We start from the raw sequence: 20,659 nt of genomic DNA on the forward strand, positions 1-20,659 counted from the left end.
ATAACAACAGGGACAAATCACATGACTGAATCACAGCGCCGAATTAACGAACAACATCAGCTCAGCGGAATAAACAGACTTTGGAATGTGCTGACGCCGCTGAAACATGTGGGCAGTTTTATGAACTGCGGCGCTCACCCGGATGATGAGCGATCCCATATTCTTGCCTATCTTGCGAGAAATCAGGGCGTGCGCGTTATGTATACCACCGCCACCCGTGGCAAGGGTGGGCAAAACGCCATCGGCACCGAAGCCGGCGATGATCTTGGCGCTTTCCGGACCGAGGAACTTGAAGCGGCAGCAAGTGAAATTCCCATGTCGGTGCATTTTTATTCGGCCCGTTTTGGTGATGAAATTGATGATTTTGGCTTTTCCACCGACCCGGCCGAGGCCGAGGAGCATTGGGGCAAGGAACGCATGCGTGAACGGCTCGTACGCATTATCCGTGAACAAAAGCCCGATATTTTATCCCCCACCTTTCTTGATGTGGACGGGCAACACGGCCACCACCGCGCCGTAACACGGGCAACGATTGATGCCTATGATCTGGCGGCGGACCCGAACGCCTATCCGGACCAAATCACTAAAGACGGTCTTAAAGCGTGGAAAGTTAAAAAACTTTATCTTTCAGCATCAAGCGGGGCGGGTACCGTCTATGATGACAGTGAAGCGCCGCCGGATGCTACTGTTGCCATTCCCACCGGGCTTTATGACCCGATAAATGGTGCCACATACCGGCAGATCGGCGAATGGTCACGGGTCAGGCACTTAACCCAGGGCATGGGACGATGGTATGATGCAGCACCCGAATTAAGCCACCTTCATCGCCTTAACAGCCGCATAGATATTCCATTACAGGAAAAGGATGTGTTTGACGGCCTGATGCGGACATTTTCCGATATGGCGGATAAAGCTGATGGTAAACTGGCCAATGCGCTTAATCAGGCCCAGAAAAATGTCAATGACGCCATTGCCTCTTTTCCTGACCGTGCACGTGTGCTTGATCATTTAAATATGCTTTCTGAAAATTTATCCGAAGCACAAAGTCTTTTAAGCTCAGCTTCCGACGATCTGTCCGAGGATTTTGCCCATAGATTAGAACTCAAAAGAAAGCAACTTGGCATTGCCATTTATGAAGCCTCCGGCCTTAGGGCCGAAATTATCTGGGACAGTAATTTTGTCAGCCCCGGGCAGGAATTTACCGGCAAAATTTCCCTCTATAACACCAGTGACAAGCCCTTGACGAAAGTCAGCCTTTCCGTGATTGGCACGGATTTATCAATGCCAAAAGCCATCGATTTAAAAGATTTTAAAATTGAACCGGGAGAACGGAAAGACATAAAAATCCGTCTGTCGGTGCCGAAAGATGCACCCTACCATAATCCGCTTAACAAAAATTATGAACCCTTCTGGGGGCTTGAACATTTCTCGGCCATTATTGGTGTTGGTGATGGGGGACTTGCTTACCTGCTCCCGGCGAACCCGGTTCTTGTGGTGCCGCCCGTTAACCTCAGCTGGGAAGCCAGCGGCATTTTTTATAACCGCTTAACGGACGGTGACCCGGTCCAGGCCATGCTTTCGGTTGATAAATTCACCGATATGGCGAGCGATGTTAGGATCGGACTGGATGCCCCAAGCGGCTGGACGGTTATGCCCCCAAATTACAGGGTTAAAAAAGGGCACCCTGCCCGGATCATCAAAATATAAATTCACCATTTCCGGCCCAACAAGCAGTGATCGTCTGGTTATGACCCCTTATGCCACAGCTGATGGTCAAAAGGTTCAAGAAAATGTGCGACTGATGGATTATCCCCATATCAGGAACACCTGTAAAATTGTTCCAAACACTCTGGATGTCCAGCCGATTGACCTTGAAATTCCGGCACGTCTTAAGGTTGGGTATGTTGATCGCGGTGCTGACCGCGTTTATTACTGGCTTCAGCAATTTGGTGTTAATGTCACCATGCTCAGTGTTGATGATCTTAAAACCCAGGATTTATCAGCCTATGATACAATAGTGATTGGCATTCGCGCTTTCAGGGCTGACCTGACAGCCACCAGTCCATTCCTTCGCAGTTATGTGGAACATGGCGGCAATCTGGTGACCCAATATAACCGCACCGATGACGACTGGAATAATGAAACAACGCCGCCACGTCCGATTTATATCGGCACCCCGTCGTTCCGCTGGCGGATTACCGATCCATATGCGAAAGTGACTTATCTACTCCCCGATCATCATCTGCTTAATGCGCCCAATAAAATCAGTAAAGCCGACTGGGCAAACTGGGACCAGGAACGCGGGCTATATTTTGTTGATCATGCCTCGAAGGAATATGAATTTCTGCTCAGCATGTCGGACCGCGGCAAACCGCCGCTGAAAGGTGGCCTGATCAGCGGCAAAATCGGTGAAGGATGGCATCATCATTGCTCGCTGATCCTTCATCATCAACTTGAACATCAGGTGCCAGGAGCGGCCAGACTGCTCGCCAATCTGATTACGCCGCCTGACTGGAAATAATTTTTTCCAAATGGCCTTTGTACCAAATTATTCGACCAATTAAGGGCATACTGATATCAACATCAAAATGGTACTTATCATCGTTTACTTTTTCCATTGCATTGGTCTTTGGAAGAAGGAAAAACGGTAGCGGGATAACATTCCAAAGCCTACATTTTTTTATAATCATTTTAATTCCGTCTTCTGAGCACTCACATTGCACTTCAAACCAAAGTGGCCCAAACAGTTCATAAACATAACCAGGCTGCGGATGGTCTTTAAATATAGTTTGAAACTTCCTACTCCCATAATCACGAAACAGTAATTCATCATTGCCTTTTTTTTCAAATGTAACAGTAATGGATAAATTTACGCCTTCATCCGGAAATCCGAAAATACGAGCTAAAAATACTGCTGCTTTACTCTTTCCCAGAACCACATCAGATATTCCAATAGCTGTTACTATGGATTGAACATCATGCATATCTTTAATCAAAGAAGGAAGCTTTTCATAATTTAAAAGATTTCTTTCAAATAAAGGATTTGCCATTTTAACTTTCCAGAATTGATTTAAATGCCTCATCAATATTTTCATGAGCAAAATTGAAACCAAGTTTTTCTGCTTTGTTTGGCAAAACTTTCTGTCCGTTTAAAAATAAATCAGCCATATCGCGTAATATAAAACGAAGTATGAAACCCGGTGCTCTGAATAATACGGGCCGATGGAGACTTGATGCCAGCTTTTTAATAAATTCACTTTGGCGCACGGCTTTCGGAGCAGTTGCATTTATAACAGTGCTTTGAACTTTTTGATCATCAATAAATAAAATCATTCGTATCAGATCATTCAGACTAATCCAGCTCATCCACTGCTCGCCTGATCCTAAAATCATGGCACCGAACAGTTGCGCAGAAAGGGCAAAGGGCACAAATATTCCGCCTGTCCTACCAAGAACAAGCCCAATACGTAATCTTACGACATTAATTCCCAATTGTTCGAGTTTTCTCGCTTCCACTTCCCATTTCTGGCACAGGTCAGACATAAAATCAGTCTCCGGAGCACTGTTTTCTTGTAGCTCCTTGTCACCCCGGTTCCCATAATACCCGATGGCAGAAGCATTGATTAATAATTGTGGTTTCTGAATAAGTCTTTCCCCCAACCGAAAAATAGATCTGGTAATATTTATCCTGCTATCAAAAAATGATTTTTTTCTTGTCTTGGTCCAAAGTCCACCTGCCAAAGCCTCTCCAGCCAAATTAATGATGGTATCTATTTTCTCGTAATCAGAAATTTCATCCAGTGCTTCTATTACTCTTACCTGTGGACCAAATTGATATTTAGCTTTCGCCAAATCCCGTGTAAGGACAATGATTTTGTCACCACGCATAATTAAAGCACGTACAAGAGCTGTCCCAATAAACCCTGTTCCACCAGTGATGAGGTAGGTTTTTGGATTTTCCTTAACACTATGGCTAACTGGTTTTCTTTGCCATAGGGGTATTTTTAAAATGCGTAATTTCATAACGGCAATTGCATCGCGAATACCCCAGATAAATACACCTAAACCAAAAAGGCTATAACACCAGCTCCATAGTCCATAAGTAACGTAGACCATCTCACTGGCCTGAGCGGCCCAACCGGATACTCTTGGGAATAAAACAGCAAAAAATATCCCTATATTTATTGCAAGGAGTGTATGCAGCACACGCTCAAATGCAGGAAGCTTTCTGGTTTTATCTTCTATAATAAAATCAATAAGTGTAACAATCAGTTCTACGAACAATAAGCCAGCCAGCATATATGCAAAATAACCGTGCCATTCAAACCAGGCCAAACCAACAAAAATTACACCATAAATCAACTCTCTAACAGAATGCATGGCCAGTTCATGAAGAGCACTGGGTTTTGACGGTAATTTTTCGGTAATTTCATGATGCCATAAGTTATCAAATCCGCCTAACAAGACCTGTACCAAAAGAACTATAAAAACATTATTCATTGCTTTTCTCCTCTTTGGTGAATACTCCATTTTGATAAAATGTTTGACCAAACCAGGGATGATTGAAAGAAAGATAAAACCGGAAAAAACCAGCATCAACATCAGATTGAACAACATGAATTGCGCCGGGTGTTATTATAAGGGGTATTGAAATACGAAATCCCAGCATTTCAAAAAAATATTTATTACTTTTGAAATGCAATGCCCCGCCCTTTTCAAATACATTAAGGCGCATACCTAGTCCCCCGCCAACACATTCAAGCAGACCATATTCCTTATCAACCAGTTTAATTGATTGAACCGTAACTTTATTATGTCTGTTAAAATTATATATGCGTTGCCAACACATTCCGCCGCTTGGAACAGGAAAAACATCAACTGTCACCGGTACGTCATTGCCACAATGATGAGTAAGGGGCGAGCCAAAAATCTTACATAACCAGGCAAAAACAACACCAATTTTAGATCTTTTCACTTCCATAGTGCCTATAAAACGAACCAATGCAGGATTTTCTGCCATCGCATCAAACCTTGATTTGATGCCTTCGCTCAGACTATACCAACCTCCACCCGCCACCAAAGGGCGGAAATCGCCGTGGTGACCACACACCTTACCATTATCATTAACAGCCCTGTAATTAGGCTTAAACCAATTTAATGGGTGATATCTGCTACGTTGATGCAATGCTATATTGATATTCATTCTACTTTCCCCAATTCACTGTTTGTCACTTATTTATAAATTTTACAACTTTCGATCCTAATTTGATTAATCGCTTAAGAGTGGACCGGGGCACATTCTGCATCTGCTCATACCAGTCAGAAGTTTCTTCCAGAAATTTTGCCATATTATTAATCTTTCGCCTTACGTGATCCGGTGTTTCCTTATCCTTTTCAAGGCGCTCTTTACAGTCAGATAACATTTCAAGTGCCGGGTCTATTTCACGTTGCTTTCGTCCTTCTGCAATGGCCATCACCATATCCCACGGATCATCATGAGCAGTAAAATGGTCTCGTCTGTCACCCATAACATGAACAAGATGTACAAGTTTCCAGCTCTGCAATTCTTTAATACTGTTACTCACATTCGATCTGGCAATTTTAAGGATATCCTGGATTTCATCGGCCGGTAACGGCTTTTCAGCCAAATAAAGCAATGCATGAATTTGTGCTACCGACCGATTGACCCCCCAACGAATTCCCATCTCTCCCCAAAAGAGTATAAATTTTTCCATAACGGGTGTTAATTTCATGGCACTTTCCAATATTCAGTATTTTCTGTTAATACAGAAATAACAGAATTTAAAGAAAAGTCAAGATATATATTAATCATAAAGGTTCAGGAATTTTTGTTGGCCTTTTCAACTTGTAGTAAACCAAAAGAGAGATTATGCTAACATGATTGAAAATAAAGATATTGGCTGCAATATGAAAAGAATAGCGACCCTGATTATTTTAAATATGATTGCCACAGTAAGTTCAGTTGCCCGTGATAACAGTGTTGACGGATTATGGCCGGATGCACCCGATCTGGCATCACCGGGTCACTATAAAATCGGTGTCCGTACTCTTCAATTAATCCATAAAAACCAGATTGACGTTGTCAATATCGAAAAAGGAAAACTCCTTCCCCATTATGACCGGCCGCTCACCGTGGAAGTGTGGTACCCGGCAGATACAGATAAAACGGGCGGAACATACAATAATGTTTACCTTCGCGATGGAAAAACGCTTGTTGATCTTTATGGGGCCGCCGTCCGTGACGCGAAGCCGATTTCGGGCACGAAATACCCTCTTGTCATTATTTCCCATGGCTATCCGGGCAATCGGTTTCTTATGAGCCATTTTGGGGAGCATCTTGCCTCGAATGGTTATATTGTTGCTGCCATTGATCATACCGACAGCAATTATCAGGATGCCGGTGCCTTTCCAAGCACACTCCTGAACCGGCCTTACGATCAGAAATTTGTACTTGATGAAATTGCCCGTTTTAGTAATGAGAAAGGTCATTTCCTTGAAAATATAGTTGATACAGAAAATACCGGCCTTATTGGGTATTCGATGGGCGGGTATGGTGCGGTGATTACCGCCGGTGGCGGGGTTAGCCAAAAAATAAGTGAAACGGGCGAGGCTTCCCCTGAAGGCATTCTTTCAAAAATAACAGTGGGCTCTGATAATTTCAAAAAACTGATTGATCCGCGCTTTAAAGCCATTGTCGCAATTGCCCCCTGGGGGATGGAACGCGGATTTTGGGATGATGCAGGTCTTGCAAACATTAAAAAACCAATGTTTTTTATTTCGGGTAGTGTCGATGATGTATCCGGCTATGAAAAGGGAACAAAACTGATCTTTAAAAAAGCCGTGAACACGGACCGTTATCTGCTGACATTTGAAAATGGCAACCATAATACTGCTGCCCCTATTCCGGCCCCGGTTGAAGCCTTCACCGCGACCTATAATGACGGCAAAAGCGTTGCTTATTCCCATTATTCGGATCCGGTCTGGGATCAACTGCGGATGAATAATATAGCTGATCATTTTGTGACCGCCTATTTCGGCAAGCTTCTTAAAAATGATGCAAAAATGGACGACTATCTGTCCCTGAAAAGTGAAGCCAATGACGGTACTGGTGACAATCGCTGGAGGGGATTTAAGCCCAGAACCGCCAAAGGGCTAAAACTTGAGCATCTTTCCGCCGGTCAGTAGAATTTAATCGTATTATCATTCATAGCGCAAGGATTGAGCCGGGTTTGCCTGCGCCGCTTTATAGGAATAACCGATTACGGTGGCCCATGCGATCAGGAGCGCTGCCAACCCGGCACCAATAAACCATAAAACATCAAGATCAATGCGGTATTCAAAACCGGAAAGCCAGCGGTCCATCAAAAACCATGCAGCTGGTAAGGCAACAAGATTAGCAATAAGAACCGGCCTTGAAAACTGACCGAGCATAAGTCGGATAATATCAAATGTGCGTGCCCCCAGCACTTTACGAATACCAATTTCCCTGGTTCGCCGTTCGGCAGAAAAAGCCGTCAGGCCAAGAAGACCAATCGCAGAAATAATAATGGCAAGAACCGCAAAGGTTACAAACACCTTCATTTGTTTGTTTTCGGATGAATAAAACTGATCGACCTGTTCGGAAAGAACCTGATAACCAAGCGGGACACCCGGAGCGATTTCGGCCCATTTTCGTTCAAGTCTGGAAATAAGGCCCGAAAAATCATTGGTTGAAAAACGCAGACTTAAGGTCCGGTAAAATGCCGGCGCATTCAGATAAAGCATAGGACGGACCGGTTTATGAATAGACCTTAAGTGAAAATCCTCAATCACCCCAACCACAGTAAAAATGGCAGCCTGTCCCGGCCCCTGTAAATCCCATTTTATTTGCTGACCCAATGCATCATCAGGTTTGGAAAAACCCAGAATGCGGGACGCCGTTTCATTGAGCAAAACATTTGTTTCAATGGTTTCATTATCCTTTTCCGGGAATTTGCTAATCTTATCACTCAGCCTGTTTTCCTCAAGCTTGCGACCTGCATTTAATCGCAAACGATATAAATCAAAAAATTCCGCTTCATGGGATAAAATGCTCATGGCAAATGGTTCATCCGGTTTTCCAACAAAGCTCATCCCCGTTGTAAAATCATAGAGGTCAGTCGGCACAAACTGTGATGCGGCAACGGATGTAATTCCCTCAATTGTCGCAAGCTGCTGATCCAATAGCTCAACTTTTTCCAGCAGGTTATTACTGCGCAAATTATGAATGGTCAGAACACCTTCCTTATCATAGCCCGGGTCCATATTGGTGGCAAACATGGTCTGGCGCACCACAACTGTTGTCCCGGCAATCAGGGTTATGGCAATGGTAAATTGAAGGAACACCAGAAACTGGCGAAGAAATATTGTGCTTTTATCACCCTGATCAGACTTAAGCACTGTCGCCGGGTTAAAAGCGGAAAGATAAAAAGCCGGATAGAGCCCCGCTATGATGCCGATCAAAGCCGTAATCAGTAAAAACAATAATAAAATCAACGGTTCTTCAAAAAACGCAAAATTGATCTGGCGATCCAGTGCTGCATTAAATGTGGGTAAAATTATCTCGACAAAGGCAAGCGCAAAAATTGCCGCAATAAGCGTGATCATGACGGATTCACCCAAAAACTGGGAAATAAGCTGCATCCTTGTCGCCCCCATGACTTTGCGGATGCCCACTTCGCGGGCGCGTTTAATGGCCCTGGCTGTCGCCAGATTGATATAATTAACGGTTGCAATGACGACAATCAGAATGGCGACACTGATGAAACCTACCACGACGGTAATATCGCCGCTGGCTTTTCCAATAACACCGGCCGGTGATTTTAAATAGATATCCTGCACCGCAATGAACGTGGGAATACGGCTTGAACTGGCCTTTATACCCTGATCATTCTGAGGGACATTTTCATCAATAAGCGTTGAGATAAGCGGTCTTAACAGTTCCGGTGACCGACCCGGCTTCATCCTTACATATGTCGCATTGTTCATGGACATATATTCCGTATTAACACCGCTGAAAAATTCCTGATTATATGGTGCCACCATATCAATCGCCAGATGCGATTTGCGTGGAAGGTCCGGCATGACATAGGCGACGCGATAATCAACAGTCCCCGCGACAGTCATGGTTTTGCCTACCGCGTCCTCATTAGGAAAATATTTATTGGCGATTTTTTGGGTAATGACAATCGACTGCTGATCTTTTAAAACATCCTTTGGGGCGGTCAGGCCCATAAAATCCAGAAAATTTGGATCAGTGAATGTGATATTTTCATAAAAAAACCTGTCTCCTACCCCAACTGCCAATCTATTTGTCTGATAGCGTGTTGTGTCATCAATATCAGGAGATCTTTCCTTTATCAGGGGGCCATAAGCGCCCATAAACCATGGATATTTCTCCTCCGCACGATTTGGCGATTTTGCAGTGACTTCAATGCGGTAAGTACTTTCCGCGTCGGGAATAAATTTATCGTAGCCAAGTTCATCATTAACAAATAAGAAAATCAGCAGACAGGCAGCCATGGCCACCGCCAGACCAATAATATTAATGGCGCTATAGCCTTTATTATTAAAAATATCGCGAAACGTACTGGTCAGATAACTTTTGAACATCGGCGTTTCCTTCCCTATTTTCAAAATCGTAACCGTTTTTAATAATAAGAGCAAAAAATATGCCAAAAATTAAATGCTTTTGGTTCAATCAGTTATAGAAATCTTTTTATCAAAGTATCAAAAAATATGTCCGAAAGCGAACATAAATGTGCGATTTCGGACATTATTTTAAGATTATAATATCATCTGGATAAAGTATATTTTACATCGAGATCACGAAGCAAATAAAGCGCAATACACGCCGCCAGCATTGGCCATGCAGCATAAAAAAGTAAATTCATATTCAGATATTGTTTCCATGATGCAAAAGTGGTTAGCCCATGAAGAATGAGAATTATACCGTATGTATATTTTTTCCATAGGCCCGCAACAAATGCAAATATTAGCACGATTTCGACTGCCCCCATCACCATAACGATGGTTTCACCAGCCCCTTCAATAAAATAAAAGCTTTCAAGAATTCTGGCCCCATGTCCAGGATTGGTAAATTTATCAATTGTCCAAACCAACATGACAAGAAAAACAGTAAGACGCATCAGCAACAATGAAATTTCAATATTACGCCGCTGCGAAGATAGAATAGTGTCATCACTCATGATATTTCCCCTGAGTTATAAATTGAATGATCAGATTAGCGAAGCAACAAAAATTAACCACCCAAATTTAATCACATTACTGTGATTGATCATTGATCATTTTGTCGCTATGAATAAACATATTTTAATTTAAGGTTTATGCCCAATGTTTAATAATGAGTTGATGATCAAAGTCCGCGACCACTTTGAATTGGTGGACCATTGCCCTTATCAGGGGAAAAGAATTTTTTTTGAAAATGCCGGTGGCGCCCTGACCCTGAAGTCAGTGGTTGAGCGCTCAAAAGAACTGGCAGCAGTACCCGATAATCAGGGCCGCGACAATCCGGCATCAATCGAGCTTTCAAATATCATCAATAAAGCCAAAAATGACATCAGGACATTTTTTGGTGCATCAGATGGACCCGTTTTTGTTGGTGAAAGCGGAACTGAGCTATTGTTTCGGCTGATCAGTGCCGCGATACTCAGCATTCCTAAGGATAGCGAAGTATTGGGAAGCACGCTAGAGCATCCGGCATCGGTCAGTGCCTGTACGCGCTGGGCCGAAATTGCCGGGGTTGATTATGTCAAAGTCATCCACGACAACGAAACCGGAAGCGTCAGTGCTGATGATTATCGCCCGCTTGTTACAGAAAAAACAAGGGTTGCGACCATTTTACATACAAGTCCAGTGACCGGTATATCTGTTGATGTGAAATCCATTGCTGCCACTATCCGCGAGGTTTCACCTGACTGTATTATTATTGTTGATGGAATTCAGCATGCCGCTCACGGTGCGCTTGATATTGATGGTTATGATATTGATGGTTATGTCATTTCACCCTACAAGGTTTTCTCAAGACATGGTTATGGCATTGCCTGGGTATCACCTCGCCTTGCCACCCTGCCCCATAACCGTCTGATCGGCTCCCCTGAAGATCAGTGGGAACTCGGGACCCGTGATACGGCGTCCTACGCAACTTTTTCGGAAGTGGTGAATTATTTCAACTGGCTTGGTGGTTTTTTCAGCAATTCAGCAAACCTTCGTGAACGTCTTGTTGCTGCGGGCAAAGCAGTCAGCCATCACGAAAAAGATATAACCGATCAGATGATCCATGGCGCAGGCGGACAGCCCGGCCTGGCTGAACTTAAAAATGTCACCATCATCGGTGGAAATGATAATCCGCACCGCAAAGGTCTGGTTTCCTTCTGGGTTGATGGCATGGACAGTGTTGATGTTGTCACTGCCCTTCGCGAGGCCGGAATCCGGGTTCATGTGCGAAAGAATGATTATTTTTCGGGAAATATCCTGATCCCGCTGGGACAGAAAAACTGCGTACGGGTTTCCATGTGTCATTATAACACGACGGATGAAGTGATAAAATTTCTTGAAGCCATTAAGAAAATTGTGAACTAAAGACTAGCTTGTCCCCCAGCGCCCTTTTAGTAAAGTCCCGAGAATTGCTTTTTCGGGACCCTCGCATTTGCCGCACATGACCCATAATGTAATTAAGGTTATGCAAAAGACAGAAGTACCGACAAAGACATCCAGGATAAATTTGATCAATAGCAAGCCGTCAAGAACCGCAATATCAAACTGAAGATAATATAATAACCCCGCGATCATGGCAAAATTGGCAAGAAGGACGCGCCAGATATTTTTGGCCAGCAACCTGAAAGATAGTATTTTTAAATGACGGGCGATCAACTGGGCAATAGACACTCTGATTATACCGACGAGCAGAACACCCCAGACAAGCCCCATAAACCCAAACTGGGTTATCCCTATATATGAAATAGCAACAGTGTAAAACACGCTGATGAATGATGTTTTTGTTAAAATATCGGGCCGGTTATAGGCCAGCATCGCTGAAATATATGTCGGGAAAGTGGCCCGGCAAAGCCCATACATCGAAAGAACCTGAATTACCGGTATTGCATCAACCCAGCTTTCATCAAGTACAAGATAAACCACCTGTTCTGCAAGCAGACTGACGCCTGTTGCGGCTGGAATGACAATCGCAAGAACAATACTGATTGTGGAGATATACATGTCCGAAAAATCATCCATATTTTCCTTAAGCTTGGAAAAACTCGGCGTACAGGCACGCCCAACGGGCATCGCTATCTCCGTTGACGGAAGACCGGAAATTTCATAGGACATATTATAAATACCGACATTTGCTGTCGATGTGTACACACTGAGCATAAACCCGTCAGCTTTACTTGAAATGGCACTGATCAGTTCATTAAGCAGCATCCATTTTGAAAAATCAAACAGCGACTGAAACTCGGCCAGCGACAGTTTTGGCCGCATCGGTGACATTGCAAAACTTAAAATAATTTTTGAAACCGTACTTGCAACAATCCCGAACACCAGTGCCCAATAGGTTTCCCAGATATAAGCGGTCGTTACCGCCACCACAAAACCGGCAATTTTTCCGCCCAGATTATAATAAAAATCCTTGGAAAAAGTCATTTCCTTGCGGAAATTGACAACACCAATATTGTAAAACCCGCCAATAAATGAAACAGCGGCATAACAGTAGAAAATGGGCCGGATTTCTTCTTCATTCATATAAATGGAAGCCGGATAGGCCAGGATAAGAAGCATAAAGGCAATAAACAGCCCGCGCAGGATATGAATAGTCCAGACAGTATTATAATGATCCTGACTGGCTTTCTGGTTTGTAATCAGTGCCGCTTCCAGTCCAAGTTCCGTTACCAGTTCCAGAAAACCATAAACAACCATTGCTTTGCCGACCAGACCATAATCCTCCGGTCCCAGAATTTTTGCCATAATGACCAGGCTGACCATGCCAATTAAACGGATCGCCATCCGTGAACTTACCGTCCATAATGTGGCAAAAAAGGTTTTCTTTTTGATGCTGGGTTCTTCGGACATATAGAGTTGCTTTAGCTAATAATTTTTTTGAATAATGTTACGGATATTACTGGTAAATGATTAGTATTAAAATATCCTTTAAATAACAACTTAGTATCTGCCAAAAGTGAAATAACCACGCATCCAGTTTGTGTGTGATTTCGTCTCAAGATGCTTAAAAAGATATCTGATTCCCGCCATGATCCCTTGTTTGGCAGACCTGTAATAAATATCATAAACCAGATCACGCATCTGTTTACGGCATTCCTGATAATAAAATTCCCGCAGGAATTTATCATCTGCCAGCGCTTCACTATATTTATTCAGATCAGCTTTAATCGCTTCACATTTATCTTCTGCTGGAAAATAAGTATTATTCTGCTTATCAAGCTGCACCGGAATAACGTCATACGTCATCACCCGCTTACCACCATCGTCTTCTTTTACATGGACCGATAAATAGACACTTTCACTGGCATTATCATGATATTTATCACCATACCCGGATCCATAAACCGGAAAAACAAAATTCCCAAGTGAATAGGCAATAAGCGTATTCCCATAATATTCAATCCCCTGCAGCACATGGGGATGATGCTGAATGATGATATCTGGACCAAGTGTGGCGAGTTCCCTGGAAAGTTTCACCCGTGCAGGTGACGGATAATTCGTAAATTCAAGATCAGCATGAAGTACGACAATGACCAGATCCGCATTTTTTCTGGCTTTGGAGATTGATTTGCTCAGCAGTTTTTTTTCAATATGGGCAAGTCCAATAGAATTTTTCCCGGCGGCATATTGTGTGGCATCGCAGAAATTGACAACGGCAACCCGAAAACCATTCACTTCGGTGATTAATGGTTCAATCGCCTCTTCCCGGTTTTTTCCTACCCCAACTGCCATGCAGTCATGTTTTTCCAAAAACTCTTTCGTGTGAATAATCGCCTGGTCACCAAAATCACCGATATGATTATTGGCCAGACAATAAATATCAAAACCGGCTTTTTTAATTTCATCGGCATTTTCAGCCGGCAATCCCATTCCACCGACTTTTCCACTGCCCGGCGGCACGATACAGAATTCATGATTGGCCAGTGCCAAATCGACCTGGCTATTCAACTTACTGCAGACTTCAAATATATTTTCAATATAGGACCGCGGCTTCAAATGGGTTTTTGCCAGACAAAAATCCCCTACAAAACCAATTTTTATTTCTTTCTTCATTATGACATTCCGGGTCCGACTTGTTTTATTCCTCCGGCATATCCGCAATCGAAGGGCTTCTTATTTTTCATAACCTATTGTTTTAACTTTAAGTTTTCGTTAATTAGCCAATATTTTATTTTAATTATTACGATGACATAATATTCCGGTTAAATATATGACATTATAGTCATTTTAATATAGTGTTTTATAGCCCATATTTAAGGTCAGCCATATGTCCTTTAATTCAAATGAATGTTCAGATCTATGACCTCATTAAATAAACGTGATCACCAAACCCTTAAAATTTTTATTCACGGTTCTTTTGCCAATGCAAATAGCTGGCGAAAAATTATTGAGAATCTGAATGGTCAAAATGAACTGATGGCCATCAATTTGCCGGGGCATGGTGGATTGATCGACCCGACTGATTTTGATCAGCCTACATTAAGCCCTGAGTTTGATGTTATTTTAGATGAAATAGAGAAACATCAACAAAAGTTTGATGACATCCATCTAATTGGTCATTCTTATGGCGGAGTCGTGGCGCTCGAAGCGGCGCTTTCCCTAAACCTCCCCATTCAAAAGCTTACCCTGTTTGAACCGGTTTATGTTTCAATATTAAAAACATACAATCATCAGCCGGCACTAAAAACTGTGACCGAATTTGTAAAGGACTATGAGGAAGCCGCCCGTAAAGGAGAAGCAAATGCCTGCGCCAAAGTGATTGATTTCTGGGGTGGTTCCGGATCATTCGATCTTATTCCCGACCACATAAAAACACAAATGTCATTCATGACTAAAAATAATCTGCGGCACTGGAAAATCTGCAATTCAATCAGCCGCAAGCCGGATGACTATCAATCACTTGAACTTCCGGTCTCTATCATTCATGGTGGCAAATCAAATCAGGTGGCAAAAACCATCGCAGAAACACTCAATAATCATTTGCCGCACAGCCGGCTTGAAATCATTGAACCGGCAAGCCATTTTATGATTACCAGTCATCCCGAAGCATCAGCGAACATTATTCGTAAATAAATATTGACAATGTTCTTCATTTGTTCTATTTTTGAAATATGAAAATAAAACATTTTATGATAGCGTTATTGGTTCTGGTTTTTCCTGCTGTTGCATCAGCACAGGAAAAGGTGGGCAACTGTTCAAGGTTTGATTCGGATTGTATCAACAATCCTTTTGGCGCCGGCAGCCAATTTAAATCAGACGGCGTTAATAACCCCTATAGCAGACGCGGCAGCCCGTTCAGCAATGAGTCAGCCAATAATCCTTACGCAACCAACGCACCAAAACTTTATGATAAACAAGGAAATTATCGTGGGCGTTTAAGCAGTAACCCTTTTGATCCGGAGAGCACATCAAATCCTTATGGTCGCTATGGTAATCCCAATTCCCCGGATAGTATTAACAACCCTTACGGTGCCGGTAACCCGAATAATCCGGTCTATATTGGTCCACCAGACTGATTTTCCCTAGCTCACCCTGGTTGTCAGGGTATCAATGCCGTCAATCCCCGCTTCCATCAGATCGCCTGAAACCACCGGGCCAATGCCTGACGGTGTTCCGGTAAAAATCAAATCGCCCGGCTCCAGGGTATAAAGCTCGGATAGTTCGGAAATTATTTTTGCGGTTCCGGCAATCATCTGATCAATATCGCTGTCCTGTTTGACGTCGCCATTGACGCTAAGCCAGATACGCCCTTGTTTCGGATGACCGATGACGCTTGCCGGATGAATGGCAGAAATCGGAGCCGACCTATCAAACCCTTTTGATGGATCCCAAGGCATCCCCTTGTCTTTCAGGGCAAGCTGCATATCCCGACGCGTCAGATCATTACCGACTGCATAGCCGTAAATATAATCTTCTGCATCGGCTTCGCTGACAAATGAGGCGCGTTTGCCAATGGCAACGACAAGTTCAATTTCATAATGGAAATTTTTGGTATGGGATGGATAAGGAACATCGACACCGTTTGCCACCACGGCATCGCCCGGTTTCATGAAATAAACAGGTTTTATTTTTGCCGGATCTTCCCCAAATTCACGGACATGATCCACATAATTCAAGCCAACACAGTAAATCCGGTTTACCGGAAATTTTTTGTCTGTTCCGGCGATCTCCACAGTCGGGGTGGCTTTTGGTTCAAAAATCATTGTCATTAAAATAATCCTTATTTATGTCCATATAATTCTTCGGCACGTCCCTCAAATGACATGACCATTCTATGTACCGCTTCCGTGAATAATCCGCCAACCATTTTCTGAAATAATTTATTTTTAAATTCAAAGTCCACTTCAAAATGAAGGGCGCAGCCGCCCCCTTCCATTTCCCTGAATTCCCATAAATTATGAAGATAGTCTAGCGGGCCTTTGATATAATCAATTTCAATTCTGCCATCGGACAGGATGACATGCGACGTAAAGCGTTCCCTGAAAACCTTGAAACCAATGATCAGGTCCGCGTAAAAATCTGTCGGTTTTTCGTTATAGACACGCGAGCCGATACACCAGGGCAGAAATTCAGGATATTTTCTTACATCCGCCACCAGATCATACATTTGTCTGACGGTGTATGGAAAAATCCTATCTTCTATAAAGCTGGGCATTAGAATTCATAATTGGGATTATGTTTTTTCATTTCCTCAATATCAATCGGCGCATCTTCATGACGTTTGCTTTCCGCCTTTTCAAGCTGGGCTCGACGGGCTGCCTGCAAAACCTCAAAATCCTCACTGGCATGATGACTTGACCGGGTCAGAGGTGATGACGAAACATGCAGGAACCCTTTTGACATGGCCCGCTTTTTATATTTCAGAAACTGATCAGGCTTAATAAATTCTTCGACGGCCACATGCTTTTTGGTCGGTTGAAGATATTGTCCAATAGTCATAAAATCAATATCGGCAGAGCGCATATCATCCATCACCTGAATGACTTCAACTTCACTTTCGCCAAGCCCAACCATTATGCCGGATTTGGTGAATATTTCCGGATCAATTTCCTTGACCTTGGATAGCAGATTAAGGGAATGGAAATAACGAGCTCCCGGCCGGATATGGGTATAAAGGCGCGGAACCGTTTCAAGATTATGATTAAACACATCCGGCTTTGCTGCCACCACTTTTTCTAGGGCACCGGGTTTGTTCCTGAAATCGGGGGTCAGGATTTCTATTGTGGTATTGGGTGACGCCGCGCGCACAGCGGCAATGACTTTTACAAACTGATCAGCACCGCCATCCTCCAGATCATCACGGTCAACAGACGTAATGACGATATGCTTCATATCTGTCACAACAACCATTTCTGCAACATTGGCTGGCTCGTCAGGATCAACCGGATTGCCTTTTCCTGTTTTAATATTGCAAAAACGGCAGGCACGTGTGCAGGTATCGCCAAGGATCATCACGGTTGTGTGCTTTTTGGTCCAGCACTCACCAATATTCGGACAGGCCGCCTCTTCACAAACGGTATTAAGCTTAAGCCCCCGCATCAGGTTACGGGTTTCATTATATCCTTTGGATACAGGGGCTTTGACCCGTATCCAATCCGGCTTACGCTTAATTTCGTTTATTTTTTCTGCTTCGCTCATAGTCAATCCGATAAAATATGTTCGGTTTATATATGTAACGCTTTACCAAAGGCGTCAAGTACCGCTTCATGCATCATTTCAGACATGGTCGGATGCGGGAAGACTGTGTGCATCAGTTCGGTTTCGGTTGTTTCAAGAGTTCTGGCTACTGTATAGCCCTGAATCATTTCCGTCACTTCCGCACCAACCATATGGGCACCGAGCAGTTCACCGGTTTTTTCATCAAAAACCGTTTTCATCATGCCTTCTGCTTCACCCATGGCAATGGCTTTTCCATTTCCGATAAACGGAAAACGTCCAACTTTAACCTTGTGTCCTGCGGCAATTGCCGCTTTTTCGGTCATTCCGACACTGGCCACCTGCGGACGGCAGTAGGTACAACCCGGAATATTACCCTTATCCATTGGGTGAAGGTCCTTAATGTCCTTATTGCCTTTATCACGGGCAATTTTTTCAACCAGAATAACACCTTCATGGCTCGCTTTATGGGCAAGCCACGGTGGACCGGTAAGGTCCCCAATCGCATGAACACCTTTGACGCCTGTATGGCCCCATTCATCGGTGACAACATGGCCACGATCAATTTTGATATTGTTTTTTTCAAGGCCAATATTTTCAACGTTACCGTCAATGCCGATAGCGATAATGACACGGTCCACTTCGATCTGTTCGGACTTGCCGTCTTTACTTTCAACGGTGCAGACGACTGTTGATTTTTTCTTATCCAGTTTGGTCACACTGGCCGATGTCATCAGCTTCATTCCCTGCGCCTTGAACGATTTGGCGGCAAAGGCTGATATTTCCTCATCCTCAACCGGGAGGACGCGGTCCATCATTTCAACTACGGTCACTTCTGATCCCAGTTCATTAAAGAAGCTGGCAAATTCAATGCCGATCGCGCCTGAGCCAATCACCAGCAGCTTTTTCGGCATGGTGTTTGGCACCAGCGCATGACGATAAGTCCAGACCAGTTCCCCGTCCGCTTTCAGATGGGGCAGTTCCTTGGCCCGAGCTCCGGTTGCAAGGATGATATCGGTGGCTTCAACTTCGGTTTTCTGACCGTCCTTTTCGACCGACAATTTACCCGGTGAAACAAGAGTTCCCTGCCCTTCAATCACGGTGATTTTATTTTTTTTCATCAAATGCTTGATACCGCCACTCAGCTGAGCGGCAACACCGCGGCTGCGCTTAACAACCTTATCAAGATCGAAACCCAGCTGACCGGCAACCAGCCCATAATCCGCCGCATGTTTCATATTATGGAACACTTCAGCCGATCTTAGCAGCGCCTTGGTCGGGATACAGCCCCAATTTAAGCAGATCCCCCCCAGTTCCGCGCGCTCAACCACCGCCGTTTTAAAGCCCAGCTGTGCTGCACGGATCGCAGCAACATATCCACCCGGGCCGGAGCCGAGCACGACCATATCAAATTTTTGATTGCTCATCTCTTTCTCCTTTAAAGCAGCATTGCTGATGGTTGTTCAAGGAATGTTTTTAAGGCTGCCAGGAACGCCGCACCAACGGCACCATCAATAGCACGATGGTCACATGAAAGTGTTACGGTCATCACAGTGGCAACCGCAAGTTCACCATTTTTAACAACCGGGCGCTGTTCGCCGGCACCGACAGCAAGAATTGCGGCCTGTGGAGGGTTAATCACGGCATCAAACTGCTTAACGCCCATCATTCCCATGTTGGAAATGGAGAAAGTCCCGCCGGCATATTCCTCGGGTGCAAGCTTCCCTTCATGAGCACGCTTGGCCAGATCTTTAGTTTCCTCGGATATCTGACGCAGACCTTTTTGATTTGCACCACGGACTACCGGTGTGATCAGACCGCCATCAATGGCCACCGCAACCGAAATATCGGCCCGCTTAAACTGATGCATCACATCACCCAAATATTGCACATTGGCTTCCGGCACTTTCATCAGTGCCGCAGCACAGGCTTTAATCACAAAATCATTGACGGAAATTTTAAAGTCATCCGACATGGCATTAAGCTGTTTTCTGGCGGCAAGCAGCGTATCAAGTTCAATATCCACTGAAAGATAAAAATGCGGAACGGTCTGCTTGCTTTCGCTAAGGCGCTTGGCAATTGTTTTACGCATATTGCTCAGCTTGACAACTTCATATGGTGCATCACCCTCAAGTGATACGGCACCCGCCGTTGTCGCCGATTTTGCGGCCGGCGTATAATTTTCTACATCCCGTTTGATCACACGGCCTTTTGGGCCGCTACCGGAAATTTGTGAAATGTCATAACCACTTTGCTCTGCAATCCGTCTGGCAAGTGGTGATGCAAAGATGCGTTCACCAGATGCGGCTTTTGGCGCAGGAGCCGCCGGTTTTGCCGCAGCAACTGGTGCCGCCGCCGGTGCTGGCTTCGGTTCAGGAGCCGGTGCAGCCTCTTTTTTCGGCTCAGCTTTTACTTCAGGTGCTTTTTCCGCTTTTGCGGTCGGAGCATCGGCCTTGATGGCATCTGCCGCTGAGGCATCTTCACCCTCTTCAAGCAGGACAGCGATTAATTGTCCGACCGGGATATCCTCTGTTCCCTCATCCACAAGCAATTTGCCGACAACACCATCATCAATGCTTTCAAATTCCATTGTCGCTTTATCGGTTTCAATTTCAGCAAGGACAGTACCGCTTTCAACAGTATCACCAACTTTAACAAGCCATTTTGCCAGAGTACCCGTTTCCATCGTAGGAGAAAGTGCCGGCATGGTAAGTGAAATCGCCAT

General features: G+C 44.2%; 19 protein-coding genes. 6 read left to right on the plus strand and 13 right to left on the minus strand.

The window, feature by feature from the left end:
- The first annotated feature begins 21 nt into the window (after positions 1–21).
- Both R3D86_00930 and R3D86_00935 read left to right on the plus strand, forming a co-directional pair.
- Positions 22–1,707, plus strand: a complete 1,686-nt coding sequence (locus tag R3D86_00930; protein MEZ5756764.1) for a PIG-L family deacetylase — start codon at positions 22–24, stop codon at positions 1,705–1,707.
- Positions 1,628–2,521: a hypothetical protein gene (locus tag R3D86_00935; GenBank protein ID MEZ5756765.1), complete on the plus strand. Its 894-nt coding sequence runs from the start codon at positions 1,628–1,630 to the stop codon at positions 2,519–2,521. The genes R3D86_00930 and R3D86_00935 overlap by 80 nt, the downstream gene beginning before the upstream one ends.
- Here the strand turns inward: R3D86_00935 and R3D86_00940 are convergent.
- Genes R3D86_00940 through R3D86_00955 form a run of 4 tightly spaced genes read right to left on the minus strand, consistent with a single transcriptional unit; the run spans position 2,499 to position 5,753 of the window.
- Positions 2,499–3,050, minus strand: coding sequence for a DUF4166 domain-containing protein (locus R3D86_00940; protein MEZ5756766.1), 552 nt, complete (start codon positions 3,048–3,050; stop codon positions 2,499–2,501). The genes R3D86_00935 and R3D86_00940 overlap by 23 nt on opposite strands.
- A 1-nt stretch (position 3,051) precedes the next feature.
- Positions 3,052–4,500, minus strand: coding sequence for a TIGR01777 family oxidoreductase (locus R3D86_00945; GenBank protein MEZ5756767.1), 1,449 nt, complete (start codon positions 4,498–4,500; stop codon positions 3,052–3,054).
- Entirely contained in the window at positions 4,493–5,203 is a 711-nt protein-coding gene (locus R3D86_00950; GenBank protein ID MEZ5756768.1) for a DUF4166 domain-containing protein, read from the minus strand. Before R3D86_00950 ends, R3D86_00945 begins: the two co-directional genes overlap by 8 nt.
- A 25-nt stretch (positions 5,204–5,228) precedes the next feature.
- Complete coding sequence (locus R3D86_00955; protein ID MEZ5756769.1) at positions 5,229–5,753, minus strand: MarR family transcriptional regulator; 525 nt, start codon at positions 5,751–5,753, stop codon at positions 5,229–5,231.
- 145 nt (positions 5,754–5,898) lie between these two features.
- Here R3D86_00955 and R3D86_00960 point away from each other — a divergent pair, with 145 nt between their 5' ends.
- Positions 5,899–7,206: a hypothetical protein gene (locus tag R3D86_00960; protein ID MEZ5756770.1), complete on the plus strand. Its 1,308-nt coding sequence runs from the start codon at positions 5,899–5,901 to the stop codon at positions 7,204–7,206.
- 15 nt (positions 7,207–7,221) lie between these two features.
- Here the strand turns inward: R3D86_00960 and R3D86_00965 are convergent, their stop codons facing one another.
- On the minus strand, positions 7,222–9,651 hold the full coding sequence (locus tag R3D86_00965) for an FtsX-like permease family protein (GenBank protein MEZ5756771.1): 2,430 nt from the start codon (positions 9,649–9,651) through the stop codon (positions 7,222–7,224).
- A gap of 182 nt (positions 9,652–9,833) precedes the next feature.
- Positions 9,834–10,247, minus strand: a complete 414-nt coding sequence (locus R3D86_00970; GenBank protein ID MEZ5756772.1) for a hypothetical protein — start codon at positions 10,245–10,247, stop codon at positions 9,834–9,836.
- A gap of 145 nt (positions 10,248–10,392) precedes the next feature.
- Here R3D86_00970 and R3D86_00975 point away from each other — a divergent pair, with 145 nt between their 5' ends.
- Positions 10,393–11,640, plus strand: coding sequence for an aminotransferase class V-fold PLP-dependent enzyme (locus R3D86_00975; protein ID MEZ5756773.1), 1,248 nt, complete (start codon positions 10,393–10,395; stop codon positions 11,638–11,640).
- A 3-nt stretch (positions 11,641–11,643) separates the two neighbouring features.
- On the opposite strand, the gene R3D86_00980 is transcribed toward R3D86_00975, so the two are convergent.
- Positions 11,644–13,128 (minus strand): lipopolysaccharide biosynthesis protein, encoded by a 1,485-nt coding sequence (locus tag R3D86_00980; GenBank protein ID MEZ5756774.1) that lies wholly within the window; start codon positions 13,126–13,128, stop codon positions 11,644–11,646.
- Between the two features lie 90 nt (positions 13,129–13,218).
- A complete protein-coding gene (locus tag R3D86_00985; protein ID MEZ5756775.1) occupies positions 13,219–14,331 on the minus strand; it encodes a CapA family protein in 1,113 nt (370 codons plus the stop codon).
- 246 nt (positions 14,332–14,577) lie between these two features.
- Here R3D86_00985 and R3D86_00990 point away from each other — a divergent pair, with 246 nt between their 5' ends.
- Both R3D86_00990 and R3D86_00995 read left to right on the plus strand, forming a co-directional pair.
- Entirely contained in the window at positions 14,578–15,351 is a 774-nt protein-coding gene (locus R3D86_00990) for an alpha/beta hydrolase (GenBank protein MEZ5756776.1), read from the plus strand.
- A 56-nt stretch (positions 15,352–15,407) separates the two neighbouring features.
- Positions 15,408–15,794 carry a hypothetical protein gene (locus R3D86_00995; GenBank protein ID MEZ5756777.1) on the plus strand — a complete coding sequence of 129 codons (387 nt, stop codon included), beginning with the start codon at positions 15,408–15,410 and terminating at the stop codon, positions 15,792–15,794.
- A gap of 6 nt (positions 15,795–15,800) precedes the next feature.
- Here the strand turns inward: R3D86_00995 and R3D86_01000 are convergent, their stop codons facing one another.
- The 5 genes from R3D86_01000 to R3D86_01020 are packed head-to-tail and all read right to left on the minus strand — an operon-like array spanning position 15,801 to position 20,659.
- Positions 15,801–16,487 (minus strand): fumarylacetoacetate hydrolase family protein, encoded by a 687-nt coding sequence (locus tag R3D86_01000; protein ID MEZ5756778.1) that lies wholly within the window; start codon positions 16,485–16,487, stop codon positions 15,801–15,803.
- An 11-nt stretch (positions 16,488–16,498) separates the two neighbouring features.
- Entirely contained in the window at positions 16,499–16,933 is a 435-nt protein-coding gene (locus R3D86_01005; protein ID MEZ5756779.1) for a type II toxin-antitoxin system RatA family toxin, read from the minus strand.
- Entirely contained in the window at positions 16,933–17,916 is a 984-nt protein-coding gene (gene lipA / locus R3D86_01010) for a lipoyl synthase (protein ID MEZ5756780.1), read from the minus strand. The genes R3D86_01005 and lipA overlap by 1 nt, the downstream gene beginning before the upstream one ends.
- A 26-nt stretch (positions 17,917–17,942) precedes the next feature.
- The gene (gene lpdA / locus R3D86_01015) at positions 17,943–19,361 is read right to left on the minus strand and encodes a dihydrolipoyl dehydrogenase (GenBank protein ID MEZ5756781.1); all 1,419 of its coding nucleotides are present in this window, start codon (positions 19,359–19,361) and stop codon (positions 17,943–17,945) included.
- 11 nt (positions 19,362–19,372) lie between these two features.
- Positions 19,373–20,659 carry a pyruvate dehydrogenase complex dihydrolipoamide acetyltransferase gene (locus tag R3D86_01020; GenBank protein MEZ5756782.1) on the minus strand — a complete coding sequence of 429 codons (1,287 nt, stop codon included), beginning with the start codon at positions 20,657–20,659 and terminating at the stop codon, positions 19,373–19,375.

This window comes from Emcibacteraceae bacterium (assembly GCA_041396985.1).
Lineage (GTDB): Bacteria > Pseudomonadota > Alphaproteobacteria > Sphingomonadales > Emcibacteraceae > Pseudemcibacter.